Source organism: Bombella sp. ESL0385 (assembly GCF_009725755.1).
Lineage (GTDB): Bacteria > Pseudomonadota > Alphaproteobacteria > Acetobacterales > Acetobacteraceae > Bombella > Bombella pollinis.
On record NZ_WNIJ01000001.1, the window covers coordinates 884,644 to 897,118 of the forward strand.

Sequence of the window (12,475 nt, forward strand, 5' to 3'; positions counted from 1 at the left end):
TGGTTGGTTAGTAGCAGTGCTATGCTTTTCAGGCTCTTTTTTGGGGGGATGTTGAGGGCAAGGCTGTAACTGAACTGTATTTATGAACAGGATTTTTGAGACATGAATACGCGGCACTCAATATTGATTGTTGACGATGATGATGGTTTAGGTTCCGTCTTAGCGGCTCAGTTGTCAGAAGGAGCGGCTTATCGGGTAGAGCGGGCAACCACGCTTGCTCTTGCAGAGGAAGTGTTGGGTCGTTCTGAGGGGCGGATTAATATTGTCTTGTTGGATGTGAATCTTCCTGATGGTGATGGCCGGGAATTTTGTGCGGCATTACGTAAAAAGGGGTTAGCAATCCCTATTATCATCATGACAGGATCTCATGATGAAGATGATGTCATTCGTGGTCTTGATGCAGGGGCGAATGATTATGTGGCTAAGCCTTTTCGCATTGGTGAGTTAAAGGCGCGTGTGAGAGCGCAGCTGCGTTTGTTTGAAAATAGCGAGGACGTTGTTTTTGATATTGGTCCTTATGTCTTTCGCCCCGCAAACAAGCAGCTTTTTGAGCCTAAAACAGGTCAGCGGATTCATTTAACAGAGAAAGAGACAGCTATCCTTAAATATCTCTATCGCGCAGGAGGGCAGCCGGTAGAGCGTGATGTGCTGTTGCATGAGGTCTGGGGGTATCACGCCTCTGTAACGACCCATACATTAGAGACCCATATTTATCGCCTTCGCCAAAAGATAGAGCCGGGGCAAGGCCGAGCTGGGATTTTGCTGACAGAGGGTGGGGGCTATTGCCTTAACCCTAATGTGTAAGACGTTCTCCAAAGCAGGCTGGTCCTATCATGTTAGGTCAGCCTGCACTCTTTATAGGGTGGTATTGTTAGAGGGTAATGTCCATCATGACCGGTGCATGGTCGGAGGGGGATTCCCAGTCGCGTAGCGCGCTGAGAACGGTGATTTTTTGCATATTGGGGAGAATATCTGGCGTGGCCCAAATATGGTCCAACCGGCGGCCACGGTTAGATTTCTTCCAATCTCGGTTGCGATATGACCACCATGTATAGAGTTTTTCTGGCTCTGGGATGGCAGTACGCATGGCATCTTCAAAGCCTGTGTGCATCCAGTCTAACAGGCCGGATGTCTCAATGGGTGTGTGGCTAACAATTTTGAGGAGCTGTTTATGGCTCCATACGTCATGCTCTAGCGGGGCGATGTTTAAATCCCCCACAAGGATGCTTCTTTTAGGAGGATGGGCTGTAAACCACTCTTTTGCTTCTTCTAAAAAAGCGAGCTTATGGGCGAATTTTTCGTTCTCGTCTGGGTCTGGTATGTCGCCACCAGCAGGGACGTAGAAATTATGAAGATTCACCGGGCCGGAGTCTGTATGAAGGCGCGCAGCAACATGGCGGCAATCCATCTTGCCGCACCAATCAGGTGCATGAGATAGGGCGGGCTCTAACGGTATGCGTGATAGAATCGTCACGCCGTTATAGCTTTTCATCCCGCGATAAAGCTGATGCGGATAGCCTAGGGCCGTTAACGCCTCTTGGGGGTAGAGCGGGTCGGGGACCTTTGTTTCCTGAAGGCAGATGACATCAGGGGCGTATTCTTCGCTTAGACGCGTTAAGAGGGGCAGCCGGAGGCGAAGTGAATTGATATTCCATGTAATAAGACGCATGGCTTTTGATCCCTCTTTAAACGGAAAAATTCAAGTATGATCTTGCGATTACGGCTTATTACGCCACATTGAAGCGTATAGCGAAGGAAGGGGCCTTATAGATGTCTATTTTCATCATGGATACGCATATTGATATTCCGTGGGAGGAAAAAACGGCGGATGGCCTTCCCAGTTGGCACAAGCGTGACCAAGCTGATTGCGCCCAGCGAGATGTAGAGCGGCGGTTTACGGTCCCCAAAGCGAAAGCGGGCGGGTTAGGGGCGGCTTGTTTAGCAGCCTATACACCACAAGCAGGCCTTGATGAAGCTGGTCATGCGGCGGCGTGGCGGCGGGCGCAAGCTATGTTAGAGGCAATAGAGGATATGGTTCCCCATTATCTTGAGGGGCAGGCGGCTCTATGTCACACAGCCGCGCATATACGGCAGGCGGCGCAAAATGGGGAGGTCGCGCTCATCCCGGTGATGGAGAATGGTTATCCGATAGGAGAGGATGATAGCCGTATTGGTTGGCTCGCTCAGCGTTATGGGGTGCGTTATATGACCCTTACCCATAATGGGCATAATCTCCTAGCGGATTCCGCAGTGGTACGAGAAGGCCCAGAGGAAGCACATGGCGGCTTATCCTCGCTAGGCCGCCGTGTGATTCAACAGATGAATCGTCATGGCATGTTGGTGGATGTCTCACATGCATCGCGCAAGACGATGATGCAGGCTGTGGAACTTTCCGAGGTGCCGGTTTTTGCTAGTCATTCTTGCGTGCGGGCTTTGTGTGACCATCCGCGTAATCTGGATGATGGGCAACTAGATGTGTTGAAGGCGAGTGGCGGGCTTATCCAAATCACAGCCATGGGGGCGTTTTTAAAACGTGGCGGTGGTGGCACAGCGGCGGATTTTGCGAAGCATGTGCTGTACGTTATCCGCCGGATAGGTGTGGAGCATGTTGGTCTCTCCTCCGACTTTGATGGCGGGGGCGGCATAGAGGGCTGGCAGGATGCTGGTGAGACCCATCAACTCATCCAAACATTACAAGAGCATGGGCTGGATGATAGTGAGATTCGCGCTGTGGCGGGTGAGAATATGCTTACTCTTTTGGAGAAGGCAGAAGAAAGAATGACGAAGAGTCAAATATAATTTTCCTTTTTGGCGATGTTTTGGGTATTTTCTGTCCACTATTTTTTTCAGAAACGGGATTGACAGTTATATCGGGGGGAAAAGGGGGGAACATCTATGTTACGGGTTAGAAAACCTTTTATAAATCGTTGTTTTTCAGATAGTTAGTGATGGTGACTAAAAAATAGGCAATCTCTCAAAAAGGAGAGAAACTCTGCGATGCGGCGTTTTACCCTTGGGGTATTCACAGCTTTTTCCACAGGAATAGTGGATGAGTTTGCTAAGCCTTATAAAATCAGGAAGAATTGGCGGTAAATGAGCATTATGGCTGAATCCCCTCACGGTGTGGCTGCGATTCGGAAGGCCCTGAAGACAATCCCTGACAGTCCGGGCGTCTACCGTATGGTCGGGGCGAAGGGGGAGGTGCTTTATGTTGGTAAGGCCCTAAACCTTAAGAAACGTGTAACCTCTTATACCCATCTCTCTCGCCTATCCGAACGTATTCGTCTGATGGTGACGCTTACTATGGGGATGGAGATTGTCGTCACCAGGACAGAGGCCGAAGCTTTGTTGCTAGAGGCCAATTACATCAAGCGGATGAAGCCACGCTTTAATATCCTCTTGCGGGACGATAAATCTTACCCGTGGTTGTTGCTAAGTGGGGACCACGCTTACCCTCGCCTAATGCGCCAAAGGGGGAAACCGATAAAAGGGGCGACTTATTGGGGGCCTTTTGCGTCATCTCGTGCGGTGGATCAGACGATTCAGGTGATTCAACGGGCTTTTATGCTGCGGACATGCACCGATAGCGTGTTTGAATCCCGCACTAGGCCTTGTTTGCTTTATCAAATTAAGCGTTGTTCTGCCCCCTGTGTGGAGCGGATTAGCGCGCAGGAATATCAAGCGTTAGTTGGACAAACGAAGGAGTTCCTCAGCGGTGGAGGGCGGGAGCTTCAACAACGGCTCACAAAAGAGATGGAAGATGCCGCGGAGGAGATGGCTTTTGAGCGTGCTGCGCTGATTCGGGACCGTATCCGCGGCTTTGCGAATCTTCGAGCCTCAGGTGCGATTAATCCCATTACTATTCGAGAAGCAGATGTTGTGGCTTTGTGGCAGCAAGCGGGACAGAGCTGCATACAGGTTTTCTTTATCCGAGGAGGACGAAATAATGGGAACCGCGCCTTCTACCCGCGTCATGCGAAGGATGAGCCAGCGGCAGATGTTCTCTCTGCTTTTTTATTGCAATTTTATGAGGATAAACAACCACCCGCTCAGATATTGACGAATCTTGCTCCGCAAGAGGATGCTTTGTTGATGGAGGCTCTGACACTACAGCGCGGGCATAAGGTGCAGATACTCCAACCACAAAGGGGGGAGAAAAAAGATGTGTTGGATCATGCCATCCTCAATGCGCGCGAAGCGTTAGAACGCCGCTTAGCAGAGACAGCAGGACAGGCGGCTCTTTTGGAAAAGGTGGCGGATTTGTTTGGTCTTCCTGCGCCGCCAAAACGTATCGAAGTGTATGATAACTCTCATCTGATGGGCCAAGCCCCTTATGGGGCGATGATTGTTGGCGGGCCGGAGGGGTTTGTAAAACGGGCTTACCGTAAGTTTTCCATTCGTGGTCCTGTGGCACCGGGCGATGATTTTGGAATGATGAAGGAGGTTATGAGCCGCCGTTTTGCACAATTAAGTATGGAGGATGCAGGGAGTGAGGCATGGCCAGATCTGTTGTTGATTGATGGCGGCAAAGGCCAAGTACGAGTCGTAAAAGAGATGCTTGAGGAGAAGGGCCTGTCCTCCATTCCGATTGTGGGGATTGCGAAAGGGGTGGATCGCAATGCGGGGCGAGAGTGGTTTTTTGTCGAAGGGCGGGAGCCATTTCAATTACCTGTTAATGATGCTGTCTTATATTATCTACAACGCCTGCGTGATGAGGCGCATCGCTTCGTGATTACAACCCATAGGGCTGGTCGCTCTAAGGCGTTAACGCGCTCAGGGTTGGATGATGTGCCCGGCATTGGCCCAGCACGGAAGAAGGCATTGCTGACACGTTTTGGGTCTGTCCGGCAGGTGCGCCAAGCGGCAATAGAGGAGTTAGAACATGTACCGGGAATTAATCGTGAAATGGCGCAGGTCATTTATGGATATTTCCATCCAGAATGGGTAAGAGAGCAAAGTGACGTCTCCGAAAAACCCTGGCTAGATTCATAGTTAGGGCATGGCCTGCCGGATAGGGATACATAGTGCTTAATCTTCCCAATCTTCTGACTTTGTTCCGTATTCTTGTGATCCCGTTATTAATCGGGTGCCTCGCTGGTGGTGGCATCTGGGCAGATATTGCTTTTTGCTTATATGTTGGGGCATGTGTGACGGATTATCTGGACGGAGCCTTAGCACGCAGGCAAGGTTTAACGTCTGACTTAGGCCGGATGATGGACCCGATTGCAGATAAGCTCTTGGTGGGTAGTTTGCTTTTAGCCCTCGCCGGGCTGGGAGGCTTGCATTTTTGGTCCCTCTATGCAGCTATTTTGATTATGTTGCGAGAGATTTTAATTAGTGGGTTGCGGGAATATATGGCCTCTCAAAATCAGACAATCCCTTCAACTCGTTTGGCGAAATGGAAAACGGGGATACAAATGGTGGCCATAGGTTTGCTCATTCTTGGGCAAGGGGGTATTAGTTCTTTCCATGATGTGGCCCGGTATTTTGGGTTTATGGGGGCAGTATTGCTTTGGCTGTCTGTGATTCCTACCCTTTTGACAGGAACAGGTTATTTAAAAGCAACTATGGCACGGATGCGGGTATAAAAGGTGGGATATCAGTCAGATAAATCAAATAGCCATGCAGGGGCTTACCGCCTTCTTCTCTTGTCAGAGCCTGCTTATAAAACACGTATTATGCACCGGATGATGCCCAAGGGCGATGGGATGAGGCGGGCTAGTCTCGTTATTTTATCGTGTTTAACGGCAAGCTGTACGGGGTGGGATAGGCGTGCAGGGGAGATGTTTAACCCCATCGGCAACCCTAACTCTCCCGATGCACAGAGTGAAGTGGCACGCCGTGTGCGGGGCGAAGTTGCGAGTACAACCCCTATCCTTCCAGAGGAAGGCGATATTTGGCCCGGCCAGCCAGAGCCTGTGCCAAGCTTACAGGATGTAAGCCGCTCCAATAGTCAGTTCATTAATAAGTGGCATCAATTAAGGCCACAGCTTGAGGCGGACCTGAAGCATCAGTTGGCTGATGGGCAGGGTTTAGCGGTAGGCGAGGATGTTGGCAAACGCTATGGATCTGGCAAAGCGATTATGCCAGCAGAAACCCCTTTGCCATCGCATGTGCAGGATAATGCTGATGCTTATCTAGAGCCAGTGGATCAGAAAAAGGCGGAGCAATCTGCCAAGGCTTTGTTGGCCGAAAGCCATGTAGATTCTGTTCCTCTTCCCGATATAAAGCCTCAGCCTCAGCCTCAGCCTCGGCCTCAGCCCCAGCCTCAGGCGCAGGAGGTTGTGCAGAAGGAGGCTACATCTTCTCCAGCTCCGCAGGCGCATGTCGCTCCGCCGCCACCTGCTGCGCTTATTGTGGTGCCGCCTTTGCCTGCCACTCGGCAGGCCACCGTGCAGCCTGAACATAAGGAGACAATGGCTAAGCTGGAGAGAATGCCAGCTGCCCCTGTTGTGGCTCCTATCGCTTCGCAAAAAGCACCATCTTCCGTTGCGCCGGTTATTGTGCCGCCTGCACCGGTACACGCTCCCATCAAGGAGGAGGCGAAGAAGATGCCTCCTGTAACGGCACAAGCGTCTCGGTATAGTGAGGATGTTGCTGCAGTTTTCGCAGCTGGTGGTGGGGCATTGCCGCTACATGAATATGGTAGCAGGCATGAGAAGACTCCGGCCAAGACTACGCCATATAGCGCACCGATTGCCTCTGCCGTGCCAAATACTGTACCCCCTAAAACGGAACGTGTGGAAGCAAGCCCTCAGCAATGGAATGATTTTGGGGAGGAGGCAACCAAAGCTTCTACCGTCTCTAGGCGTCATGATAACGTAAAGGCTTCGGTTGTAGAGCCACTTGTACCGGGGGCGGTCTCTATTCCTAATGGGGATGGGACCTATACCTTTATCCGACCGGATGGGACAATTAAGGTCGTAAGCGAGATACGCGGTGGTGCCTTTAAGAAGGCCACAACGCACCACTCTGATAAGAGTTTAAGTCTTACGGAGGAGTATGCAAAACCGCGTTATGTACGGCCTACTCAACAGCTAGAGAATAATCGATATGATTGGGAAGGCGATGTGATTAAGCTCTCTGAGCGGGTAGGAGAGGAAGATACGATGACAGTGAGGCGGAAGGGCGGTTACCATAAAGGGACATCCTACCGTGGACATAGTGTTGTAAAGCATGGTCATTCTCGCCATCATGCGTCTCGTCATCGCTATAATGATTTGGATGCTTTTGGCGATAGATAAAAGATAATTGCTTTTAGGGGGAATCTTCTGCCAAAAAGGCTTGACCTGAAAGGCACAAGGTATCATTCTCCCGTCCAAGTATTCGGGAATATGCTGCTTGGAATAATGGTGAAGCGGCATCCCATCACGGCAGCAGTCCGAGGGTAGTATGGCTAAGACAAATGTTATCATGATCCGTCTCGTTTCTTCCGCAGATACGGGTTATTTTTATGTGACGAAGAAGAACGCACGCACAGCAACAGGCAAGATGGAAGTGCGTAAGTATGACCCTGTTGTGCGTAAGCATGTGGTCTTTCGCGAAGCGAAGATTAAGTAAGGGTCTTCGTAGAAATCTTATAAAAAAGGCGGCTCACTCTGGGCCGCTTTTTTTGTATCTGGAGGTGATGGGAAGACGCGTTTAATAAAGCGGGTGTTTATCCCCATAAGGAATGACTAAATCGCCTTTGAGACTATCATTCAGCATAGCGCGGCTTCGCTCGTCCAACATATCAGAGTCGAGGGCATTTTCATTAAGGGCTAAAACGCGCCGCCGCCAGATATTTTGCTCTGCATGGGCATTAGCTAAGGCTAGCTGCGCCTCTGCCTGTAGGGTCTTTTGGTGCTGATAGGCCCTAATCCCTAACTCGCCATGAAGGGCGTTCCAGACGAAATAGGCCGCTAGGAGAAGAAAGAGGAGAGGGGCACAGATAGCTCTTACGCTGCGCCGTAAAAAGACGAACACCATATCCCCCTTAACGTCTCGTAAATAAAATCACGGAATCACCCTATAAAGGATTTTTGCAACAAGCAAGTTACGCAGAGGATATAAAAAAACCCCGCCTTGTGGGCGGGGTTTCTTTTAGACCAATGGCCTATGGCTGAAGATTACTTGTGTGTCTTCAGGATGCTGCGACCAGCATATTGTGCGCTATCACCAAGCTGCTGCTCAATGCGGATCAGCTGGTTGTATTTTGCCATACGGTCAGAGCGGGACATGGAACCTGTCTTGATCTGCCCTGTGTTCACAGCAACGGCGAGGTCAGCAATGGTGCAATCCTCTGTCTCACCAGAGCGATGGCTCATCACAGTCGTGTAGCCAGCGCGTTGAGCCATTTCCACAGCACGCAATGTCTCTGTCAGAGAGCCAATCTGGTTAACCTTAACGAGTAGGGAGTTAGCAACGCCCTTCTCAATGCCTTCAGCAAGACGCTCAGGGTTTGTTACGAATAAATCGTCACCAACGAGCTGAATCTTGTCGCCGAGACGCTTTGTAAGCTCCTGCCAACCTTCCCAGTCATCCTCAGCAAGACCATCCTCGATGGAAACAATCGGGAACTTCTTGGTCAGGCCTTCCAGATAATCGACCATCTCGCTGGAGGAGAAGCTCTTGCCTTCCCCCTTCATCTCGTAACGGCCGTTCTTGTAGAACTCTGTGGAAGCGCAGTCCATAGCAAGGGTAATGTCTTTACCAAAGCTATAGCCAGCATCTTTAACGGCTTTCTCGATATAGCCGAGAGCGTCTTCTGTGGAGTTTAGGTTAGGCGCAAACCCACCTTCGTCACCTACATTGGTGTTCAGGCCATTCTTGTGCAGCTCTTTCTTCAAACAAGCGAAGATTTCAGACCCCATACGGATAGCTTCTGCAACGGAGGAAGCACCGACTGGCTGGATCATGAACTCTTGGAAGTCGATAGCATTATCAGCATGCTCACCACCATTGATGATGTTCATCATCGGGACGGGCAGAACATGAGCAAATGTGCCACCGACATAGCGGTATAGCGGCAGGTCCAGCTCCTCAGCTGTAGCGCGGGCAACAGCGAGGGAAACACCGAGGATGGCGTTTGCACCCAAGCGGCCTTTATTTGGTGTGCCATCCAGCTCAATCATGGCTTTATCAATGGCAATCTGGTCTTCAGATTCCATGCCACGCAGCTTATCGGCAATCTCTGTGTTAACAGCGTTGACAGCCTTCAGGACGCCCTTACCGTGGAAGCGTTTTTTGTCGCCATCGCGCAGCTCCACAGCTTCGTGGGCACCGGTGGAGGCACCAGAGGGAACAGCAGCGCGGCCGGTCACACCGGAGGCTAGTTCAACATCTACCTCAACAGTCGGGTTACCACGGCTGTCCAGAATTTCGCGGGCAATAATATCAACAATTGCGCTCAAGGGACTTCTCCTGACTCTATGCGGCGGAGCCTGCACGGCCTATCATCAGGCGCGAAGCAACATCCGCTTACACCTTATTTTAGTCTCAAAAACCGGGCCTGAGGTCAATTAAGATGCGACAATTTCCTGTCACGGCAGCCATGCTTATTGTGCTTGGCGGTGTTTTGCCTTTGTTAATGGGCGGCTGGCTCTTTTTGGCGGGGATTGTCATGTCTCTGCCGCATTTAACACTCGTTTTGCTTACGTATGGGGGCTGTCTCTTACCCTTTTATGGGGCGATGAATTGGGGTTTCTTAGCCTGCAAGCCCACCATCATCCTCCCGAAAAGGGAAAGCCTGCGTGATAAGCGGGCGATTCTCTTGGGGTGTTTTGCGTTTTTATGGGGATGGTTAGCCATGGGTGTTGGGGCCTCTGGCTCTTTAAAAATAGGTTTTGCGCTGGAAATAGGGGGCTTTCTCAGCCTCATCTTATTAGAACGACTCGCAAACCGGCATGGTGACTTCCCGCCCGGTTATTTTCTGGTACGGGTGATTAGCAGCATTTTATGCGTGATTGGCTTCGCGCTCGCGCTTCTTTCTCCGCAAGGTCAGTTCTGAGAGCCTTGCTTTACCAAACGGTCTATGCCGATGAGCGGCTCTAACAAAGCGCGCATATCGGCAAGGGGTATCATCGTAGGGCCATCACTAGGAGCGGTATCAGGGGTCTGGTGCGTCTCGATGAATAGCGCACTCACTCCCGTTGCAACAGCCGCACGGGCGAGGGGGGCGACAAACTCCCTCTGCCCACCAGTTGCATGGCCTAACCCACCGGGTTGCTGGACGGAATGAGTGGCGTCGAACACAACAGGATAGCCCGTCTGGGCCATAATCGGCAGGGCGCGCATATCGTTAATAAGCGTCCCATAACCAAAACATGTCCCGCGTTCACAAAGGAGGATGCGGTGATTGCCGGTGGATTCCAGCTTTTCAACGATATGTTTCATATCGTAGGGGGCGAGGAACTGCCCTTTTTTTACATTCACAACCTTGCCGGTTTTTCCCGCTGCGATGAGGAGGTCCGTTTGCCGACAGAGAAAAGCAGGAATCTGAAGGACATCCACAGCTTCTGCTACCGGGGCACATTGCTCAGGGGCGTGGACATCAGTGAGAACGGGGATTGAAAAATGAGCGCGAATATCGGCGAGGATTTTAAGCCCCTCTACTATTCCCACACCACGCGCAGCGCGGAGGGAGGTGCGGTTCGCTTTATCGAAGCTGCTTTTATAAATGAGGTCGATACCCAACTCACGGCAGAGCGTGCTTAACGCCTCCGCCATGAAGAAAGCGTGGTCACGCGATTCGATTTGGCACGGCCCAGCAATAAGGCGAAAGGGCTGATCCTGCCCTAGGCTGAATGTCCCTAAAGGAACATTCACGCCTTATCCTCCCGTGTTTGATGCTCTTTTTTGGCCGCCCCGATAAACCCGCTAAAGAGAGGGTGTGGGTCAAAGGGTTTAGAGAGCAATTCTGGGTGATATTGCACACCGATGAACCAGGGATGGTCAGGATATTCAACAACTTCAGGCAGAACACCATCAGGCGACATGCCAGAGAAGCGGAGAGAGGTTTTCTCCAGCACTTCACGATAATGAACGTTCACTTCCCAGCGATGGCGATGGCGTTCGCGGATGTCGGTTTTACCGTAAATGGCCGCCACGCGAGAGCCTTCGACCAGCTTAGCCGGGTAGGCCCCTACGCGCATAGTCCCGCCCAAATCGCCCCCTTCGCGGCGGCGGAGTAGCTCTGTCCCACGGGCCCATTCCGTCATTAGCCCGACTAACGGTTCTTCTGTAGGGCCGAACTCGGTAGAGGAGGCTTTTTTCAACCCGGCGAGGGAGCGGGCACATTCGATAACGGCCATTTGCATCCCAAAGCAGATGCCGAGGAAGGGGATACGGTTTTCCCGCGCATAACGCACGGCATTGATTTTCCCCTCCGAGCCACGCTCGCCGAACCCACCGGGAACGAGGATGCCATCCATGCCGCGTAGCTGGTTCTCAAGTTGGGCGGGGTCTTCCAGATTTTCTGCATCAATCCAGTTCATATGGACGCGCACATCTTGGGCGATTCCACCATGGAGCAACGCTTCGGCAAGGGATTTGTAGCTATCGAGTAAGGCCGTGTATTTACCAACAATCCCGATGCGTACTTCCCCTTTAGGCTCACGCACACCACGGACAATCTTCTCCCAGCGGGAGAGGTCTGGTGCGGTATCATGTGGCAGGCCAAAATAACGGAGGACTTCGCGGTCCATCCCTTGTTCATGATACGCAATAGGGCAGGCATAGATTGTATCGACATCTAAAGCGGCAATGACAGCTTCAGGACGAACATTACAGAAGCTGGCAATTTTTTGCCGCTCTGTTTGCGGGATGGGTCTATCGGACCGGCAGAGGAGAATCTGTGGTTGTAAGCCAACATTTTGCAATTCTTTGACAGAATGTTGCGTTGGCTTGGTCTTTAATTCTCCCGCGGAGGGGATATAGGGCAGAAGGGTGAGGTGCACGCACATCGTGTTCTCATGGCCCAAATCATTCCGTAATTGGCGAATCGCCTCTAGGAAGGGCAGGCTCTCAATATCGCCGACTGTCCCGCCAATCTCGACAAGGACGAAGTCATAGCCATCAGTATCGGAGACAACGGCCTCTTTAATCGCATCGGTAATATGCGGGATGACCTGAACTGTAGCCCCAAGATAATCGCCGCGCCTCTCGCGCGCGATGACGTTGGAGTAAATCCGCCCCGTTGTGGTGTTGTCGGAGCGGCGAGCATGCTCCCCGGTGAAACGCTCATAATGGCCGAGATCAAGGTCTGTCTCAGCACCATCATCGGTGATGAACACCTCCCCGTGCTGATAAGGGCTCATCGTGCCCGGATCAACATTGAGATAAGGGTCCAGCTTCCGAATGCGGACTTTATGCCCACGAGCTTGGAGGAGGGCAGCCAGAGCTGCCGAGGCGATACCTTTACCGAGGGAGGATACAACCCCACCCGTCACAAAAACAAAGCGCGTCATGGGAGGCCCTTATATAGCGAAGAGGCAGG

The 12,475-nt window shown here is 51.6% G+C and carries 12 protein-coding genes; 7 read left to right on the plus strand and 5 right to left on the minus strand.

What is annotated here, in order from left to right:
* Nucleotides 1-102 precede the first annotated feature (102 nt).
* Nucleotides 103-804 carry a response regulator transcription factor gene (locus tag GM557_RS04025; protein WP_155573050.1) on the plus strand — a complete coding sequence of 234 codons (702 nt, stop codon included), beginning with the start codon at nucleotides 103-105 and terminating at the stop codon, nucleotides 802-804.
* A gap of 67 nt (nucleotides 805-871) precedes the next feature.
* On the opposite strand, the gene GM557_RS04030 is transcribed toward GM557_RS04025, so the two are convergent.
* Nucleotides 872-1,669 carry an exodeoxyribonuclease III gene (locus tag GM557_RS04030; protein WP_155573051.1) on the minus strand — a complete coding sequence of 266 codons (798 nt, stop codon included), beginning with the start codon at nucleotides 1,667-1,669 and terminating at the stop codon, nucleotides 872-874.
* A 101-nt stretch (nucleotides 1,670-1,770) separates the two neighbouring features.
* Here GM557_RS04030 and GM557_RS04035 point away from each other — a divergent pair, with 101 nt between their 5' ends.
* The 5 genes from GM557_RS04035 (at nucleotide 1,771) to rpmG (ending at nucleotide 7,560) form a co-directional block, all read left to right on the plus strand.
* A complete protein-coding gene (locus tag GM557_RS04035) occupies nucleotides 1,771-2,799 on the plus strand; it encodes a dipeptidase (protein WP_155573052.1) in 1,029 nt (342 codons plus the stop codon).
* Between the two features lie 294 nt (nucleotides 2,800-3,093).
* Nucleotides 3,094-4,992, plus strand: a complete 1,899-nt coding sequence (gene uvrC / locus GM557_RS04040) for an excinuclease ABC subunit UvrC (protein ID WP_155573053.1) — start codon at nucleotides 3,094-3,096, stop codon at nucleotides 4,990-4,992.
* Between the two features lie 29 nt (nucleotides 4,993-5,021).
* A complete protein-coding gene (pgsA, locus tag GM557_RS04045) occupies nucleotides 5,022-5,588 on the plus strand; it encodes a CDP-diacylglycerol--glycerol-3-phosphate 3-phosphatidyltransferase (RefSeq protein ID WP_266137731.1) in 567 nt (188 codons plus the stop codon).
* 120 nt (nucleotides 5,589-5,708) lie between these two features.
* Complete coding sequence (locus tag GM557_RS04050; RefSeq protein WP_155573054.1) at nucleotides 5,709-7,244, plus strand: hypothetical protein; 1,536 nt, start codon at nucleotides 5,709-5,711, stop codon at nucleotides 7,242-7,244.
* Nucleotides 7,245-7,392: 148 nt separating this feature from the next.
* Nucleotides 7,393-7,560 (plus strand): 50S ribosomal protein L33, encoded by a 168-nt coding sequence (gene rpmG, locus GM557_RS04055; RefSeq protein ID WP_043561310.1) that lies wholly within the window; start codon nucleotides 7,393-7,395, stop codon nucleotides 7,558-7,560.
* An 81-nt stretch (nucleotides 7,561-7,641) separates the two neighbouring features.
* On the opposite strand, the gene GM557_RS04060 is transcribed toward rpmG, so the two are convergent.
* Together GM557_RS04060 and eno are read right to left on the minus strand one after the other, a co-directional pair.
* Complete coding sequence (locus GM557_RS04060; protein ID WP_155573055.1) at nucleotides 7,642-7,968, minus strand: septum formation initiator family protein; 327 nt, start codon at nucleotides 7,966-7,968, stop codon at nucleotides 7,642-7,644.
* A gap of 140 nt (nucleotides 7,969-8,108) precedes the next feature.
* Nucleotides 8,109-9,392 (minus strand): phosphopyruvate hydratase, encoded by a 1,284-nt coding sequence (gene eno, locus GM557_RS04065; RefSeq protein WP_155573056.1) that lies wholly within the window; start codon nucleotides 9,390-9,392, stop codon nucleotides 8,109-8,111.
* A 113-nt stretch (nucleotides 9,393-9,505) separates the two neighbouring features.
* Between eno and GM557_RS04070 the strand changes: the two genes are divergently transcribed.
* On the plus strand, nucleotides 9,506-9,988 hold the full coding sequence (locus GM557_RS04070; RefSeq protein WP_155573057.1) for a DUF3429 domain-containing protein: 483 nt from the start codon (nucleotides 9,506-9,508) through the stop codon (nucleotides 9,986-9,988).
* Here GM557_RS04070 and kdsA read toward each other — a convergent pair.
* Entirely contained in the window at nucleotides 9,979-10,806 is an 828-nt protein-coding gene (gene kdsA / locus GM557_RS04075) for a 3-deoxy-8-phosphooctulonate synthase (RefSeq protein WP_370513423.1), read from the minus strand. The two genes, GM557_RS04070 and kdsA, sit on opposite strands and share 10 nt — an antisense overlap.
* Nucleotides 10,803-12,446 carry a CTP synthase gene (locus tag GM557_RS04080; protein ID WP_155573058.1) on the minus strand — a complete coding sequence of 548 codons (1,644 nt, stop codon included), beginning with the start codon at nucleotides 12,444-12,446 and terminating at the stop codon, nucleotides 10,803-10,805. The genes kdsA and GM557_RS04080 overlap by 4 nt, the downstream gene beginning before the upstream one ends.
* Nucleotides 12,447-12,475 lie beyond the last annotated feature (29 nt).

Coding starts and splice junctions, on each gene's coding strand:
- GM557_RS04025 (WP_155573050.1), top strand. CDS start 103: ATGAATACGCGGCACTCAATATTGATTGTTGACGATGATGATGGTTTA.
- GM557_RS04030 (WP_155573051.1), bottom strand. CDS start 1,669: ATGCGTCTTATTACATGGAATATCAATTCACTTCGCCTCCGGCTGCCC.
- GM557_RS04035 (WP_155573052.1), top strand. CDS start 1,771: ATGTCTATTTTCATCATGGATACGCATATTGATATTCCGTGGGAGGAA.
- uvrC (WP_155573053.1), top strand. CDS start 3,094: ATGAGCATTATGGCTGAATCCCCTCACGGTGTGGCTGCGATTCGGAAG.
- GM557_RS04050 (WP_155573054.1), top strand. CDS start 5,709: ATGAGGCGGGCTAGTCTCGTTATTTTATCGTGTTTAACGGCAAGCTGT.
- rpmG (WP_043561310.1), top strand. CDS start 7,393: ATGGCTAAGACAAATGTTATCATGATCCGTCTCGTTTCTTCCGCAGAT.
- GM557_RS04060 (WP_155573055.1), bottom strand. CDS start 7,968: ATGGTGTTCGTCTTTTTACGGCGCAGCGTAAGAGCTATCTGTGCCCCT.
- GM557_RS04070 (WP_155573057.1), top strand. CDS start 9,506: ATGCGACAATTTCCTGTCACGGCAGCCATGCTTATTGTGCTTGGCGGT.
- GM557_RS04080 (WP_155573058.1), bottom strand. CDS start 12,446: ATGACGCGCTTTGTTTTTGTGACGGGTGGGGTTGTATCCTCCCTCGGT.